General features: G+C 56.0%; 14 protein-coding genes. 13 read left to right on the plus strand and 1 reads right to left on the minus strand.

Features of this window, described 5'->3' with window-relative positions; genetic code table 11:
• Nucleotides 1–35 precede the first annotated feature (35 nt).
• From pxpB to nei, 7 genes are read left to right on the plus strand one after another with little or no spacing between them, the layout of a single operon-like run.
• Nucleotides 36–692 carry a 5-oxoprolinase subunit PxpB gene (gene pxpB / locus QSK07_RS17680; protein ID WP_285720837.1) on the plus strand — a complete coding sequence of 219 codons (657 nt, stop codon included), beginning with the start codon at nucleotides 36–38 and terminating at the stop codon, nucleotides 690–692.
• Nucleotides 686–1615 carry a 5-oxoprolinase subunit PxpC gene (gene pxpC, locus QSK07_RS17685; RefSeq protein ID WP_285720836.1) on the plus strand — a complete coding sequence of 310 codons (930 nt, stop codon included), beginning with the start codon at nucleotides 686–688 and terminating at the stop codon, nucleotides 1613–1615. The genes pxpB and pxpC overlap by 7 nt, the downstream gene beginning before the upstream one ends.
• A complete protein-coding gene (gene pxpA, locus QSK07_RS17690) occupies nucleotides 1605–2342 on the plus strand; it encodes a 5-oxoprolinase subunit PxpA (RefSeq protein WP_285720835.1) in 738 nt (245 codons plus the stop codon). The genes pxpC and pxpA overlap by 11 nt, the downstream gene beginning before the upstream one ends.
• A 52-nt stretch (nucleotides 2343–2394) precedes the next feature.
• Nucleotides 2395–3123, plus strand: a complete 729-nt coding sequence (locus QSK07_RS17695; protein ID WP_098051205.1) for a DUF969 domain-containing protein — start codon at nucleotides 2395–2397, stop codon at nucleotides 3121–3123.
• Nucleotides 3123–4139: a DUF979 domain-containing protein gene (locus tag QSK07_RS17700; protein WP_285720834.1), complete on the plus strand. Its 1017-nt coding sequence runs from the start codon at nucleotides 3123–3125 to the stop codon at nucleotides 4137–4139. Before QSK07_RS17695 ends, QSK07_RS17700 begins: the two co-directional genes overlap by 1 nt.
• Before the next feature lie 6 nt (nucleotides 4140–4145).
• A complete protein-coding gene (gene pcp / locus QSK07_RS17705; protein ID WP_098051203.1) occupies nucleotides 4146–4793 on the plus strand; it encodes a pyroglutamyl-peptidase I in 648 nt (215 codons plus the stop codon).
• A gap of 11 nt (nucleotides 4794–4804) precedes the next feature.
• On the plus strand, nucleotides 4805–5593 hold the full coding sequence (nei, locus tag QSK07_RS17710) for an endonuclease VIII (RefSeq protein WP_285720833.1): 789 nt from the start codon (nucleotides 4805–4807) through the stop codon (nucleotides 5591–5593).
• A 280-nt stretch (nucleotides 5594–5873) separates the two neighbouring features.
• On the opposite strand, the gene QSK07_RS17715 is transcribed toward nei, so the two are convergent.
• Complete coding sequence (locus QSK07_RS17715; protein ID WP_013357141.1) at nucleotides 5874–7157, minus strand: citrate synthase; 1284 nt, start codon at nucleotides 7155–7157, stop codon at nucleotides 5874–5876.
• Nucleotides 7158–7789: 632 nt separating this feature from the next.
• On the opposite strand from QSK07_RS17715, the gene sdhC reads away from it, so the two are divergent.
• The 6 genes from sdhC (at nucleotide 7790) to odhB (ending at nucleotide 15266) form a co-directional block, all read left to right on the plus strand.
• Complete coding sequence (sdhC, locus tag QSK07_RS17720; protein ID WP_285720832.1) at nucleotides 7790–8179, plus strand: succinate dehydrogenase cytochrome b556 subunit; 390 nt, start codon at nucleotides 7790–7792, stop codon at nucleotides 8177–8179.
• Nucleotides 8173–8520, plus strand: coding sequence for a succinate dehydrogenase membrane anchor subunit (gene sdhD, locus QSK07_RS17725; protein ID WP_098051200.1), 348 nt, complete (start codon nucleotides 8173–8175; stop codon nucleotides 8518–8520). The genes sdhC and sdhD overlap by 7 nt, the downstream gene beginning before the upstream one ends.
• Nucleotides 8521–10287, plus strand: a complete 1767-nt coding sequence (gene sdhA / locus QSK07_RS17730; protein ID WP_098051199.1) for a succinate dehydrogenase flavoprotein subunit — start codon at nucleotides 8521–8523, stop codon at nucleotides 10285–10287.
• A gap of 14 nt (nucleotides 10288–10301) precedes the next feature.
• Nucleotides 10302–11018, plus strand: a complete 717-nt coding sequence (locus tag QSK07_RS17735; RefSeq protein ID WP_013357144.1) for a succinate dehydrogenase iron-sulfur subunit — start codon at nucleotides 10302–10304, stop codon at nucleotides 11016–11018.
• A gap of 201 nt (nucleotides 11019–11219) precedes the next feature.
• Nucleotides 11220–14027 (plus strand): 2-oxoglutarate dehydrogenase E1 component, encoded by a 2808-nt coding sequence (gene sucA, locus QSK07_RS17740; protein WP_275219883.1) that lies wholly within the window; start codon nucleotides 11220–11222, stop codon nucleotides 14025–14027.
• Nucleotides 14028–14042: 15 nt separating this feature from the next.
• A complete protein-coding gene (gene odhB, locus QSK07_RS17745; protein WP_098051197.1) occupies nucleotides 14043–15266 on the plus strand; it encodes a 2-oxoglutarate dehydrogenase complex dihydrolipoyllysine-residue succinyltransferase in 1224 nt (407 codons plus the stop codon).
• The last annotated feature ends 62 nt before the right edge of the window (nucleotides 15267–15328 follow it).

The following is a 15328-nucleotide window of genomic DNA, read 5'->3' on the forward strand; positions in this document are numbered from 1 at the left end:
GCCAGGCACGATCTCAATCAGGCGGGAGGTAGCTGTTGCAACGAGCACGGTGTTATTTATTGGGTGAACGCGCTGTCGTGCTGGAGCTGGAGCCGCCGGTCTCACTGGAGAGTCAGCAGCGTATCTGGGGACTTAACCAGCGACTGCAGTCGGATGCGGGCGTGCTGGAGGTCATTCCTGGCATGAACAATATCACCCTGATTCTGCGCGATCCCCAGCAGAGTGCGCTGGATGCGATAGAGCGGCTTCAGCGCTGGTGGGAAGAGAGTGAAGCGCAGTTGCCGGAGTCGCGTCTGGTGGAGATCCCGGTGATCTATGGCGGTGAGTCTGGCCCCGATCTGGTGGTGGTGGCGGAACATGCCGCGCTGACGCCCGGTCAGGTAGTTGAGCTGCACAGCAGCAGCGACTATGTGGTGTTTTTTGTCGGCTTTCAGCCGGGCTTTCCCTATCTGGGCGGACTGGATCCGCGGCTGCACATACCGCGCCGTGCGGAGCCGAGAGTTGCGGTATCGGCCGGATCGGTTGGTATCGGCGGCAGCCAGACGGGCGTCTATCCGCTGGCTTCGCCTGGTGGCTGGCAGTTAATCGGCCAGACGCGCACCGCGCTGTTTGATCCCCTGCAGCAACCGCCCACGCTGCTCCGTCCCGGTGACAGGGTTCGCTTTGTGCCGCAACAGGAGGGCGTATGTTAAATATTCTTCGCGCCGGGCTGGCCGCCACCCTTCAGGATGCGGGGCGCTACGGCTGGCGTCAGTATGGCATCAGCCCCGGCGGCGTGCTGGATCATCCCGCGATGTTCACCGCCAATGTGCTGGTGGGCAATGCGCCTGACAGCGCGGTGCTGGAGCTGGTGCTCGGCCAGTTCAAAGCGGAGTTTACCCGCGACGGCTGGTTCGCACTCACTGGCGCAGGCTGCCATGCGGAGCTGGACGGTCAGCCGGTCTGGACGGGCTGGCGAATGCCGGTAAAACGCGGCCAGGTCCTGTCGCTGGCGATGCCGCAGCGCGGCATGCGCAGCTATCTGGCAGTGCAGGGTGGTTTTGACATCCCTGCGGTGCTCGGCTCAGCCAGCACCGATCTGAAAGCAAAATTTGGCGGATTTCACGGTCGCGCCTTACGGGATGGCGATCGGATCCCGCTGGGCAAACCGACGTGTCAGTTCGACCGCAAAGTCGGGGTACGGCAGCTGCTATGGGGCAACCGCATCCGCGCACTGCCTGGCCCGGAGTATCACGAGTTCAGCTCCGACGCGCAGCAGGCATTCTGGCGCACCGCATGGAAACTTAGCCCGCAAAGCAACCGGATGGGATACCGGCTTGAGGGACGTGAGCTTAAACGTGAGAGTCCGCGTGAGCTGCTGTCACACGGTTTGATGCCGGGTGTCATTCAGGTACCGCCGAACGGACAGCCTATCGTGCTGATGGCGGATGCCCAGACCACCGGCGGCTATCCGCGTATCGCCTCCGTCATCGAAGCCGATCTCTATCATCTGGCGCAAATCCGCCTGGGTGAGCCAATTCACTTTATTCACTGCACCCTGCCGGAAGCGATGCTGGCACGTCAGCATCAGCAACGCGCGCTGGACCAGATGATATGGGGACTTCATGAAAATTGATTTAAACGCTGACCTTGGCGAAGGCTGTGCCAGCGATCAGGCACTGCTTGAACTGGTGAGTTCCGCCAACATCGCCTGTGGCTTTCACGCAGGGGATGCGCAGACCATGCTGCAGTCGGTGCGCTGGGCGCAGGCATCCGGCGTCGCCATCGGCGCGCATCCTGCTTTTCCCGATCGGGAGAACTTTGGCCGCAGCGCCATGCAGCTGCCACCGGAAACGGTCTATGCCCAGATGATCTACCAGATTGGCGCGCTGAAAAGCCTGGCGGAGAGCGCAGGTGCGCGGCTGGTTCACGTTAAGCCGCACGGCATGCTCTATAACCAGGCCGCGGCTGATCCGGTGCTGGCAGACGCTATTGCCCGCGCCATCCGTGCCGTCGACAGCCAGCTGATTGTGGTGGGACTGGCGAACAGCGAATCGATACGTGCCGCGTCGCACTACGGCTTACGCACGCGGGAAGAGGTCTTTGCCGATCGTGGCTATCTCAGCAGCGGTGCGCTGGTGCCGCGCAGCCAGCCGGGCGCGCTGATTGACGATGAGCAGCAGGCTATCGATCAGACGCTGACGATGGTGCAGCAGGGTAAGGTAAAAAGTATCACGGGAGAATGGGTGGCAGTGAATGCGCAGACCGTCTGCTTACATGGCGACGGCGCGCACGCCCTGCAGTTTGCACAGCGGTTGCGTGATGCGGTTGCCGGACAGCAGATCCGTGTCACCAGCGCCTGAAAACACTACTTAGCCCGGCTTATGTCGGGTTTTTTAACTCTGGGGGAAATCCATGGAAAGTGCAGTGAATCTCTGGCCTTTACTGGGCATTGCCGCGATCGTCGTTGGCTTCGTATTACGTTTTAATCCGGTGCTGGTGGTGATCGTCGCCGGTTTTGTAACCGGTCTGGCGGCGATGATGCCGCTGACGGACATTCTGGAAAAGCTCGGCGCAGGTTTTCTGAATACCCGTAACCTGCCGCTGATTCTGCTGCTGCCGCTGGCGGTCATTGGGCTGCTGGAGCGTCACGGGCTGAAGGAGCGCGCACAGGCGTGGATCGCTCAGATTAGAACGGCCACCGCTGGACGTCTGCTAATCGTCTACCTGTTTGTACGTGAAATCACCGCCGCGCTGGGACTAACCAGCCTGGGTGGGCATCCACAGATGGTGCGTCCGTTGCTGGCCCCGATGGCAGAGGGCGCAACGGAGAACCGTTATGGTGAGATCACACCTGAACTTCGTCATAAGCTGCGTGCCATGTCAGCAGCTACCGACAACGTCGGACTCTTCTTTGGTGAAGATATCTTTGTAGCATTTGGCGCGATTATTTTTATGCACAACTTCATGCAGGAGTCGGCCGGGATTCAGACCGAACCGCTGCACATTGCGTTATGGGGCATTCCGACTGCTATAGCCGCATTCCTGATCCACTCGGCACGTCTGGTGCGACTCGATCGTCAGCTTGCGCGTGAGTTGCAGCTGCTGAACAACCAGGCGCTGAGAGCCAAAGGAGGTCAGTAATGTTTCAGCAACAATATCTGATGTGGCTGGCAGGCATTATCCTGCTGGTGGTGGCCATCCTTTCCTGGCGTGACAGTGCGAACCCACGCCGCTTTACCACCGGACTGTTCTGGGCTTTGTATGGCCTGGTGTTTCTGGTCGGTGACTGGACGACGCAGATGATGAGCAGTCTGATGGGTTCGGATGCAGCGGGCACCCGAATGCTGCATATCACCATCGGTGTCATTGTGGTGGTAATGGCGCTGATTGCCGGTCTGGGGGGTGTCCGGTTGGGTCGCTATCATCAGCGCAGCGATGAAGAGAAGCAGGCCAGTGCGCTGCGTCTGCGCAACAAACTGTTTCTGCCCGCGCTGGCCATTCCGGTCGTGACCGTGGTCGGTGTGCTGGCGTTTAACCATATTCCCGGTCTGCAGGATGCGGTATTCGGTCCCGGAAATCACGCCACGCTGGTGACACTTTTTTCAATGATGGTCGGCTGTGTCATTGGCTGGCTGGTGGCGTTGAAACTGACCCATGAAAAGCCGGTGCAGTCGATGCAGGAGACCCGTCGCCTGCTGGATTCGATTGGCTGGGCCTTTATCCTGCCGCAGATCCTCGCCACGCTCGGACTGCTGTTTACCAGTGCGGGCGTGGGCAGTGCCATTTCACATCTGACCGAAACCTGGCTGGCGGTGGATAACCGCTTTGTTGCAGTAACGGTCTATGCCGTCGGGATGGCGCTGCTAACCATGATCATGGGTAACGCGTTTGCTGCGTTTCCGATTATCACCGCAGGCGTCGGCATTCCGATTCTGGTATTGCAGCATGGCGGAAATCCGGCGGTGATGGCAGCGATTGGCATGTTCTCCGGCTACTGCGGCACGCTGATGACGCCGATGGCGGCCAACTTCAATATTGTTCCGGCGGCACTGCTGGAGCTGCCCGACCGTAACGCTGTCATCAAAGCTCAGATTCCGACCGGTGTGCTACTGTTAATCGTTAACATTTTCCTGCTCTATTTCCTGATGTTCCTGTGAGGCTGCATGAAAACTGTCCTGATGACCGCCTTTGAACCCTTTGGCGGTGAAACGATTAACCCCTCCTGGGAAGCGGTACGCGCACTGGAAGGCAAACAGATTGGCGGGGCGACGATAGTCATCCGCCAGTTGCCGGTGGTGTTCAGTGAGGTGCTCAACGTGCTGAACCGGGCACTGGAAGAGGTAAAACCGGACGCGGTGCTGTCGGTAGGGCAGGCGGGCGGCCGCAGCGACATTACCGTTGAACGTATCGGTATTAATGTCGATGACGCCCGTATCCCGGACAATGCGGGAAACCAGCCCGTCGATGAACCGATTATCGCAGGCGGCCCGGCAGCCTATTTTTCCCGGCTGCCCATCAAAGCGATTGTGGCCGCGGTGCGTGAAGCGGGGATCCCCGCATCGGTCTCGCAGACGGCAGGCACTTTTACCTGTAACCGGGTGATGTATGGCCTGCTGCACTGGCTTGAGCTGCAGAAAAGTCCGGCGCGTGGCGGCTTTATTCATATTCCCTATCTGCCTGAACAGGCGGCGCAGCATCCGGGGGCGCCCAGCATGGCGGTGGCAACCATTGTTCAGGCACTGGAGATTGCGGTAAAAGTGATGCTGGAGACCGGCGACGATATTAAACAGGCTGGCGGTGCCACCCATTAAGAGGAAGAACGATGCCAGAAGGACCGGAAATTCGCCGCGTGGCGGATAAGCTTGAAGCCGCCATTGTGGGTCAGCCGTTAACGGAAGCGTGGTTCGCGTTTCCTCAGCTGAAGACTTACGAATCCTCACTGATTGGTGAGCAGGTGCAGGCGATTGAGACGCGGGGCAAAGCGCTGCTGACGCATTTCAGCAATGGCCTGACACTCTACAGTCATAACCAGCTTTATGGTGTCTGGCGCATTGTGAAACCTGATACCGAACTCAATACCACACGTCAGTTGCGGGTGCGGCTGGCGACGGCGGGCAAAGCGATTCTGCTCTACAGCGCCTCCGATATTGAACTGCTCAACGCAGATACGCTGGCAGCGCATCCGTTTCTGACCCGCATCGGACCGGATGTGCTGAACAGCCAGCTTAGCGTTGAAGAGGTGAAAGAGCGGCTGCTGTCGCCCCGGTTCCGGCGGCGACAGTTCAGTGGTCTGCTGCTGGATCAGGCTTTTCTGGCCGGGCTGGGAAATTACCTGCGCGCTGAGATTCTCTGGCTGGCGCAGCTTCTGCCAAATCATCGCGCGCAGGATCTCAGTGACGATCAGCTGACTGCTTTCAGCGAGGCGCTGCTATCGGTGCCGCGTCATGCCTATCGGATGCGGGGAACCATGAAGAAGTATCATGAGGAAGCGGCGTTTCAGTTTGAGGTGTTCCATCGGCAGGGCAAAAAATGCCGGCGTTGTGGCACGATAGTTGAGAAGGGCACACTTTCATCACGGCCTTTTTACTGGTGTCCGGGTTGTCAGGGATAGAAAGGACATGAAGTTTATAGCGAAAAATGTTCTTACATCAGACGGCTAAAAAACTTCGAACCGGGTGATTCCAACTGCTACGAAGAAGCTTAACACGCGGGGAACATGGTCAGAAGAGGAAAGCGTCCCGCGCCAGGGACGGCGCGGGCCGAGCGGCCAGGGATGGTTTAAGCGACTTTCCGATCTGACCGTGTTTCATGCGCAGGCGCAGTATCCCAGCGAAGCGCCCCAGCGTTATAACCACATCAAGCGGAGATTTCTCTCCGCTATCCATCAAATCTTACTTCTTCAGCTGTGAGCTGAACTCGCGCTCGGTATAACCGGTGTAGAGCTGACGCGGACGGGCAATCTTCATGCCTTCGTCGTGCATCTCTTTCCAGTGGGCAATCCAGCCAACCGTACGGGCCATCGCGAAGATCACCGTAAACATGGACGAAGGAATACCCATCGCTTTCAGAATGATACCGGAGTAGAAGTCTACGTTTGGATAGAGTTTACGCTCGATAAAGTACGGGTCGTTCAGCGCAATGTGTTCCAGCTCCATCGCCACTTCCAGCAGATCATCCTTCATACCCAGCTCATTCAATACTTCATGGCAGGTATCGCGCATTACGGTCGCACGTGGGTCATAGTTTTTATAAACGCGGTGACCAAAGCCCATCAGACGGAAGGAATCATTCTTGTCTTTGGCGCGTTTAACAAATTCCGGAATGTGCTCAACGGTGCTGATCTCTTCCAGCATACGCAGGGTCGCTTCGTTGGCACCGCCGTGCGCCGGTCCCCACAGAGAGGCGATCCCTGCGGCGATACAGGCAAACGGATTCGCGCCGCTTGAACCGGCGGTACGTACGGTAGAGGTTGAGGCGTTCTGCTCATGATCAGCATGCAGAATCAGGATGCGGTCCATGGCGCGTTCCAGCACCGGATTCACTTTGTACTCTTCGCACGGCGTGGCGAACATCATGTGCAGGAAGTTACCGGCGTAAGAGAGGTCATTGCGCGGATAAACAAACGGCTGGCCGATAGAATATTTGTAACACATCGCTGCCATGGTCGGCATCTTAGAGAGCAGACGGAATGCCGCGATTTCGCGGTGGCGCTCAATATTTACGTCCAGTGAATCGTGGTAAAATGCAGCCAGTGCACCGGTCACACCGCACATTACTGCCATCGGATGCGAGTCACGACGGAAGCCGTGGAACAGGCGGGTAATCTGCTCATGAATCATAGTATGACGGGTAACGGTGGTACGGAACTCATCAAACTGTTTCTGGTCCGGCGCTTCGCCATTCAGCAGGATATAGCAGACTTCCAGATAGTTAGAATGGGTCGCCAGCTGAGAAATCGGGAAACCACGGTGCAGCAGAATACCTTCGTCACCATCGATAAAAGTGATGGCAGATTCGCAGGACGCTGTAGACGTAAAACCGGGATCGAAGGTGAACAGGCCACTTGAACCCAGAGCGCGGACATCAACCACATCCTGGCCCAGCGTACCTTTCAGCACGTCCAGTTCAACAGATGTTCCATCTTGCAGGGTTAGCGTTACTTTTTTATCTGTCATTTTCGTCTCCATAGCGCCTTATGTAGGTAAGGATCTTTAGACACCTGAAACGCGTTCATGTTGCGGTTGGCAAAACTACACGGTATCACTCTGCGGGTATAAAGCGGGTGCAGGGTACAGAGTGAGCGGCGCGTTCCCAGCGGGAACCGGTGAGCCATGGACATGCTGCATATCGCGGTTGTTAAAGATCCGGTCAGGACATAACTTCTTGGTAACCAATAACCTGATGCTTTTTAAAGCTCATATTCGCAATGTTACATAACTTGCGCTTAGGGGAAAGTGTATCCCCATAACTTTTGTGCATCATAGGAATTTACAGGCTTAGTTTGTAACTGAATTGTTGAACTATTGTCAAATCAGATAATTAAAATTGTATCAATTGTGAAAATCGTGAGTATGATCACTGTTCCACCTAAAATATACCAAAGAGTTTGTAGGGGAATTGTAATCAGAATGTGATCCTCCTATACTCCTGGCAGGTCTCCGGAACACCCTGACACCAGGAGCCACCCAGCGTTTACTACCGCGTCAATTAACACTGGATGTTGCTTGTTTGGTGACGGTTAAGTCTGCCACACGTTGTGATTAGACTCCGCTTCAGGTCCGGAGGAAGCAAAATAAAAAAGAGCTGTGTGGGCAAAACCGTGAAAAAACAAAGACCTGTCAACTTGGATCTCTCGACGATCCGGTTTCCCGTTACTGCAATAACGTCCATTCTCCACCGCGTCTCCGGCGTAATCACCCTGGTTGCCATTGGCATCCTGCTGTGGCTGCTCGGTCTCTCTCTCTCTTCTCCTGAAGGTTTCAAGCACGCTGCATCCATCATGGATGGCTTCTTCGCGAAGTTCATTATGTGGGGCATCTTAACCGCGCTGGCCTATCACGCGGTGAGCGGGATTCGTCATATGTTGATGGATTTTGGTTATCTGGCTGAAACGCTGGAAGTGGGTAAGCGTTCTGCTCATATGACTTTTGTAATCACTGTCGTGCTGGCAATTCTGGCGGGAGTCCTCGTATGGTAAGCAATGCATCCGCATTGGGTCGTAGCGGCATTCAGGACTGGCTGCTGCTGCGGGCAACTGCAATTCTTATTACACTCTACATCGTCTACATCCTCGGTTTCGTTGTGATGACAGACACGCTGACTTATGACCTGTGGCGTGGCTTCTTCGCTTCGGCATTCACTAAAGTGTTCACGCTGCTGACGCTGTTCTCCATTCTGATTCACGGCTGGATCGGCATGTGGCAGGTGTTAACAGACTACGTTAAATCACTGCCAACGCGCCTGTTGTTGCAGTTTGTGATTGTCGTGGCGCTGCTGTGGTATGCGATTTATGGATTTGTTGTGGTGTGGGGTGTGTAAATGAGTTTGCCAATCAGAGAGTTTGATGCCGTGGTGATCGGCGCAGGTGGCGCAGGTATGCGGGCCGCATTGCAAATCTCCCAGGCCGGCCAGAGCTGTGCCCTGTTATCGAAAGTTTTCCCGACCCGTTCCCACACCGTATCTGCGCAGGGCGGTATTACCGTTGCGCTGGGTAATACCCATGAAGATAATTGGGAATGGCATATGTACGACACCGTCAAAGGTTCCGATTACATCGGTGACCAGGACGCGATTGAATATATGTGTAAAACCGGCCCGGAAGCGATTCTGGAACTGGAGCACATGGGCCTGCCGTTCTCGCGTCTGGAAGATGGTCGTGTCTATCAGCGTCCGTTTGGCGGTCAGTCGAAGAATTTCGGCGGCGAGCAGGCGGCACGTACTGCAGCGGCAGCCGACCGTACCGGCCACGCCCTGTTACATACCCTTTATCAGCAGAACCTGAAAAACAAAACCACCATCTTCTCTGAATGGTATGCACTGGATCTGGTGAAAAACGCCGATGGCGCGGTAGTCGGTTGTACCGCTATCTGCATCGAAACCGGCGAAACCGTCTATTTCAAAGCGAAAGCGACCATTCTGGCCACCGGCGGCGCGGGCCGTATCTATCAGTCCACTACTAATGCACACATCAACACCGGCGACGGCGTGGGTATGGCACTGCGTGCGGGCGTGCCGGTGCAGGATATGGAGATGTGGCAGTTCCACCCAACCGGTATCGCCGGTGCGGGCGTGCTGGTCACCGAGGGCTGCCGTGGTGAAGGCGGCTATCTGCTAAACAAGCATGGCGAACGCTTTATGGAGCGTTATGCGCCAAACGCTAAAGATCTGGCGGGCCGCGACGTGGTTGCGCGCTCAATGATGATTGAAATTCGTGAAGGTCGCGGCTGTGACGGTCCATGGGGCCCGCACATCAAACTGAAACTCGATCACCTGGGTAAAGAGGTGCTTGAGTCACGTCTGCCTGGCATCCTCGAGCTGTCACGCACTTTTGCTCACGCCGATCCGATCAAAGAACCTATCCCGGTCATTCCGACCTGCCACTACATGATGGGCGGTATTCCGACCAAAGTGTCCGGTCAGGCATTGCGTGTGAATGAGCAGGGTGAAGATGTGGTGATTCCTGGCCTGTTCGCTGTCGGCGAAATTGCCTGCGTATCGGTACACGGCGCCAACCGTCTGGGCGGCAACTCACTGCTTGACCTGGTGGTCTTTGGCCGCGCAGCGGGTCTGCATCTGCTGGAGAGTATTCAGGAGCAGGGCGAACTGCGTGACGCTACAGAAGATGAAATCGCCGTTGCGATGGCGCGCTTCAACCGCTGGGAAAACAACACCACCGGTGAAGATCCGGTTGAGATTCGTAAAGCGCTGCAACGCTGCATGCAGAACAACTTCTCTGTATTCCGCGAAGGTGACGCAATGGCGCAGGGTCTGGAAGAGCTGAAAGAGATTCGCCAGCGTCTGAAATCAGCGCGTCTGGATGACCGCTCACCGGATTTCAACACCCAGCGTATTGAGTGTCTGGAGCTGGATAACCTGATGGAGACGGCCTTTGCCACGGCGGTAGCGGCTAACTATCGCACCGAGAGCCGCGGTGCGCACAGTCGCTTCGACTTCCCGGATCGTGATGATGAAAACTGGCTGTGCCACAGTCTTTATGTCCCGGAAACCGAAAGCATGACGCGCCGTGAGGTGAACATGCAGCCGAAACTGCGCGCGGCGTTCCCGCCGAAAGTGCGTACCTACTAATTTCGGAGACGATCATGAGACTCGAGTTTTCAATTTATCGCTACAATCCGGACGTCGACGACAAGCCGCGCATGCAGGATTACACCCTGGAATCAGAAGATGGTCGCGACATGATGCTGCTGGACGCGCTGATTCGCCTGAAAGAGAAAGATCCGACACTGGCGTTTCGTCGCTCCTGTCGTGAAGGCGTCTGCGGTTCTGATGGCCTCAACATGAACGGTAAAAACGGACTGGCCTGCATTACGCCGGTCTCGGCACTGGGCAACGGCAAACAGAAAATCGTTATCCGTCCACTGCCAGGTTTACCGGTTGTGCGTGACCTGGTCGTAGACATGAGCCAGTTTTATGCGCAGTATGAGAAAATTAAGCCTTTCCTGTTGAATAATGGGGAAAATCCGCCAGCACGTGAGCATCTGCAGTCACCGGATGAGCGCGAGCACCTGGATGGCCTGTACGAGTGTATTCTTTGTGCCTGCTGCTCAACCTCATGCCCATCATTCTGGTGGAATCCTGAGAAGTTCATCGGTCCTGCCGGCCTGCTGGCGGCATACCGTTTCCTGATTGACAGCCGCGATACCGAAACAGATGCGCGTCTCGACAATCTGAATGACGCTTTCAGCGTATTCCGCTGCCATAGCATCATGAACTGTGTGAGCGTATGTCCTAAAGGGCTGAACCCGACACGCGCCATCGGCCATATCAAGTCGATGCTGCTGCAGCGCGGTGCATAAGGCTTTTCTGCCGGGAACCTCAGGTTCCCGGTGTTTTAACGGAAGCCTCTGTAAGCGCGGTGATGACCACGTTTACAAAGGTTCCCTTACGGGCCACGCGCGCTGCGCAAAGTGCTCGTATCGCTGAACTCACTACGGCAAACCGCGAAAGCGGCAACAAATGAAACCTCAAAAAAGCATAGCAATGCTTAAGGGATCACAATGCAGAACAGCGCGATGAAGCCCTGGCTGGACTCTTCCTGGCTGGCCGGCGCGAATCAGTCTTACATAGAGCAGCTCTATGAGGATTTCCTGACCGATCCTGACTCTGTCGATGCAGTGTGGCGCTCGATGTTCCAACAGTTACCGGGCACCGGAATGAAACCTGAGCAGTTTCACTCCACCACACGTGAGTATTTCCGTCGCCTGGCGAAAGATGCATCTCGTTACACCTCATCTGTCTCCGATCCGGAAACCAACTCCAAGCAAGTGAAAGTGCTGCAGCTGATCAACGCGTTTCGTTTTCGCGGTCATCAGCACGCCAATCTCGATCCGCTTGGCCTGTGGAAACAGGATCGGGTCGCCGATCTTGATCCTGCTTTTCATGACCTGACCGAGGCCGATTTTCAGGAAAGCTTTAACGTAGGCTCTTTTGCCATCGGTAAAGAGACCATGAAGCTGGCCGATCTCTTCGACGCGCTGACGCAGACCTACTGTGGCTCAATCGGTGCGGAATATATGCACATCAACAATACGGATGAGAAACGCTGGATCCAGCAGCGTCTTGAGTCTGTAGCGGGCCGTGCAGCGTTCAGCAACGAAGAGAAAAAAGGTTTCCTGAAAGAGCTGACCGCGGCAGAAGGGCTGGAAAAATATCTCGGGGCGAAATTCCCGGGTGCCAAACGCTTCTCGCTGGAAGGCGGCGATGCGCTGGTGCCCATGCTGCGCGAAATGATCCGTCACGCCGGCAAGAGCGGTACCCGTGAAGTCGTGCTGGGCATGGCGCACCGTGGTCGTCTCAACGTACTAATAAACGTGCTGGGTAAAAAGCCGCAGGATCTGTTCGATGAGTTCGCCGGTAAGCATAAAGAGCATCTTGGCACCGGTGACGTGAAGTACCACATGGGCTTCTCTTCAGACGTGGAAACCGAAGGCGGACTGGTTCACCTGGCGCTGGCGTTTAACCCGTCACACCTGGAGATCGTCAGTCCGGTCGTTATGGGTTCCGTGCGTGCCCGTCTGGATCGTCTGGATGAGCCTGCCAGCAATAAAGTCCTGCCGATCACCATTCATGGTGACGCGGCGGTAATTGGTCAGGGCGTAGTTCAGGAAACCCTGAACATGTCACAGGCACGCGGTTATGAAGTGGGCGGTACTGTTCGCATCGTCATCAATAACCAGGTTGGTTTTACGACCTCCAACCCCAAAGATGCGCGTTCAACGCCTTACTGCACCGACATCGGCAAAATGGTGCTGGCACCCATTTTCCACGTCAACGCTGATGACCCGGAAGCGGTTGCCTTTGTGACCCGTCTGGCGCTCGACTATCGTAATACCTTCAAACGCGATGTGTTTATCGATCTGGTCTGCTATCGCCGTCATGGTCACAACGAGGCCGATGAGCCAAGTGCGACTCAGCCGCTGATGTACCAGAAAATCAAAAAACACCCGACGCCGCGTAAAATTTATGCCGACCGTCTGGAAGGTGAAGCCGTTGCCACGCAGGAAGATGCGACCGAAATGGTCAATCTTTATCGTGATGCGCTGGATGCGGGCGAATGCGTGGTGCCGGAATGGCGTCCGATGAGCCTGCACTCTTTTACCTGGTCACCTTACCTGAACCATGAGTGGGATGAGCCTTATCCGGCTCAGGTCGATATGAAACGTCTGAAGGAGCTGGCGCTGCGTATCAGCCAGGTACCTGAAGAAGTTGATGTGCAGTCGCGTGTTGCCAAAATTTATAACGACCGTCGTCTGATGGCTGAAGGCGAAAAAGCCTTTGACTGGGGCGGCGCGGAAAACCTGGCCTACGCCACGCTGGTTGATGAAGGCATTCCGGTTCGCCTGTCGGGTGAAGATACCGGTCGCGGCACCTTCTTCCACCGTCACGCGGTGGTTCATAACCAGGCAAACGGCTCAACCTATACCCCTCTGCACCATGTGCACAGCGGTCAGGGCCAGTTCAAAGTCTGGGACTCCGTGCTGTCAGAAGAGGCGGTACTGGCCTTTGAATATGGCTACGCCACCGCCGAGCCGCGCATCCTGACCATCTGGGAAGCGCAGTTTGGTGACTTCGCCAACGGTGCACAGGTCGTTATCGACCAGTTCATCAGCTCCGGTGAGCAGAAATGGGGCCGGATGTGTGGCCTGGTAATGCTGCTGCCGCACGGATATGAAGGTCAGGGGCCAGAGCACTCCTCTGCGCGTCTGGAGCGTTATCTGCAACTCTGCGCTGAGCAGAACATGCAGGTCTGCGTGCCGTCAACGCCTGCACAGGTTTACCATATGCTGCGTCGTCAGGCGTTGCGCGGTATGCGCCGTCCGCTGATTGTGATGTCGCCGAAATCACTGCTGCGTCATCCGCTGGCGATCTCTACGCTGGATGAACTGGCTAACGGCAGCTTCCAGCCAGCGATTGGCGAAGTTGATAATCTGGATGCGCAGGGCGTGAAACGCGTCGTGCTGTGCTCCGGTAAAGTCTATTACGACCTGCTTGAGCAGCGTCGTAAAAATGAGCAGACCGATGTGGCCATTGTCCGTATCGAGCAGCTCTATCCGTTCCCGCATCACGCGGTTCAGGAAGCATTAAAAGCGTATTCTCACGTACAGGATTTTGTCTGGTGTCAGGAAGAGCCGCTGAATCAGGGCGCCTGGTACTGCAGCCAGCATCATTTCCGTGAAGTTGTGCCGTTTGGTGCGACCTTACGTTATGCAGGCCGCCCGGCCTCCGCCTCACCGGCCGTGGGTTACATGTCCGTACACCAACAACAGCAGCAAGACCTGGTTAATGACGCGCTGAACGTTAATTAATTAAAAGGAAAGATAATGAGTAGCGTAGATATTCTCGTTCCCGACCTGCCTGAATCGGTTGCCGATGCCTCCGTGGCAACCTGGCACAAAAAACCAGGCGATGCAGTAACTCGCGATGAAGTGCTGGTCGAAATCGAAACCGACAAAGTGGTGCTGGAAGTGCCAGCCTCTGCTGACGGTATTCTGGAAGCGGTTCTGGAAGAAGAGGGTGCCACCGTCACTTCACGTCAGATTCTGGGTCGTCTGAAAGAGGGCAACAGCGCCGGTAAAGAGACCAGCGCGAAGTCTGAAAGCAAAGAGTCTACCCCGGCTCAGCGTCAGACTGCGTCACTGGAAGAAGAGAGCAACGATGCGCTCAGCCCGGCCATCCGCCGTCTGATTGCGGAACACAACCTTGATGCTTCGCAGATCAAAGGCAGCGGTGTAGGCGGACGTCTGACCCGTGAAGATGTTGAAAAACATCTGGCCAACACACCACAAGCCGCTAAAGCCGCCGCACCTGCGGCAGAAACTGCAGCCGTGCAGCAACCCGTGGCGAATCGCAGCGAAAAACGCGTGCCGATGACCCGCCTGCGTAAGCGTGTTGCCGAGCGTCTGCTGGAAGCGAAAAACAGCACTGCGATGCTGACGACCTTCAACGAAATCAACATGAAGCCCATCATGGATCTGCGTAAGCAGTATGGTGAGGCCTTCGAGAAGCGTCACGGTGTACGTCTAGGCTTTATGTCTTTCTACATCAAGGCGGTTGTTGAAGCGCTGAAACGTTACCCGGAAGTGAATGCCTCCATCGATGGCGAAGATGTGGTTTACCACAACTATTTCGACGTCAGCATCGCGGTCTCAACGCCACGCGGTCTGGTGACACCGGTTCTGCGTGACGTTGATGCGCTGAGCATGGCGGACATTGAGAAGAAAATCAAAGAGCTGGCAGTGAAAGGCCGTGACGGCAAGCTGACAGTGGACGATCTGACCGGCGGTAACTTCACCATTACCAACGGCGGCGTATTTGGTTCCCTGATGTCCACCCCGATTATCAACCCACCGCAGAGCGCCATCCTGGGCATGCACGCCATCAAGGATCGCCCGATGGCGGTCAATGGTCAGGTTGTGGTGCTGCCAATGATGTATCTGGCACTCTCCTACGACCACCGTCTGATCGATGGCCGTGAATCAGTGGGTTATCTGGTTGCAGTGAAAGAGATGCTGGAAGATCCGGCGCGTCTGCTGCTGGATGTCTGATTTTCACCGGGCGCGCCTCGCGCGCCCAACCTCTATACTCTTTTCAGACCTGAATGGATAGA

Source organism: Pantoea sp. QMID4 (genome assembly GCF_030270445.1).
GTDB classification, from domain to species: Bacteria; Pseudomonadota; Gammaproteobacteria; order Enterobacterales; family Enterobacteriaceae; genus Pantoea; species Pantoea vagans.

Bases quoted from the DNA above. Each gene is read 5' to 3' on its own strand.
- sdhA (WP_098051199.1), top strand. From the start codon at position 8,521: ATGAGTTTGCCAATCAGAGAGTTTGATGCCGTGGTGATCGGCGCAGGT.
- sdhD (WP_098051200.1), top strand. From the start codon at position 8,173: ATGGTAAGCAATGCATCCGCATTGGGTCGTAGCGGCATTCAGGACTGG.
- nei (WP_285720833.1), top strand. From the start codon at position 4,805: ATGCCAGAAGGACCGGAAATTCGCCGCGTGGCGGATAAGCTTGAAGCC.
- QSK07_RS17700 (WP_285720834.1), top strand. From the start codon at position 3,123: ATGTTTCAGCAACAATATCTGATGTGGCTGGCAGGCATTATCCTGCTG.
- QSK07_RS17695 (WP_098051205.1), top strand. From the start codon at position 2,395: ATGGAAAGTGCAGTGAATCTCTGGCCTTTACTGGGCATTGCCGCGATC.
- pcp (WP_098051203.1), top strand. From the start codon at position 4,146: ATGAAAACTGTCCTGATGACCGCCTTTGAACCCTTTGGCGGTGAAACG.
- QSK07_RS17735 (WP_013357144.1), top strand. From the start codon at position 10,302: ATGAGACTCGAGTTTTCAATTTATCGCTACAATCCGGACGTCGACGAC.
- pxpA (WP_285720835.1), top strand. From the start codon at position 1,605: ATGAAAATTGATTTAAACGCTGACCTTGGCGAAGGCTGTGCCAGCGAT.
- sucA (WP_275219883.1), top strand. From the start codon at position 11,220: ATGCAGAACAGCGCGATGAAGCCCTGGCTGGACTCTTCCTGGCTGGCC.
- QSK07_RS17715 (WP_013357141.1), bottom strand. From the start codon at position 7,157: ATGACAGATAAAAAAGTAACGCTAACCCTGCAAGATGGAACATCTGTT.
- odhB (WP_098051197.1), top strand. From the start codon at position 14,043: ATGAGTAGCGTAGATATTCTCGTTCCCGACCTGCCTGAATCGGTTGCC.
- pxpC (WP_285720836.1), top strand. From the start codon at position 686: ATGTTAAATATTCTTCGCGCCGGGCTGGCCGCCACCCTTCAGGATGCG.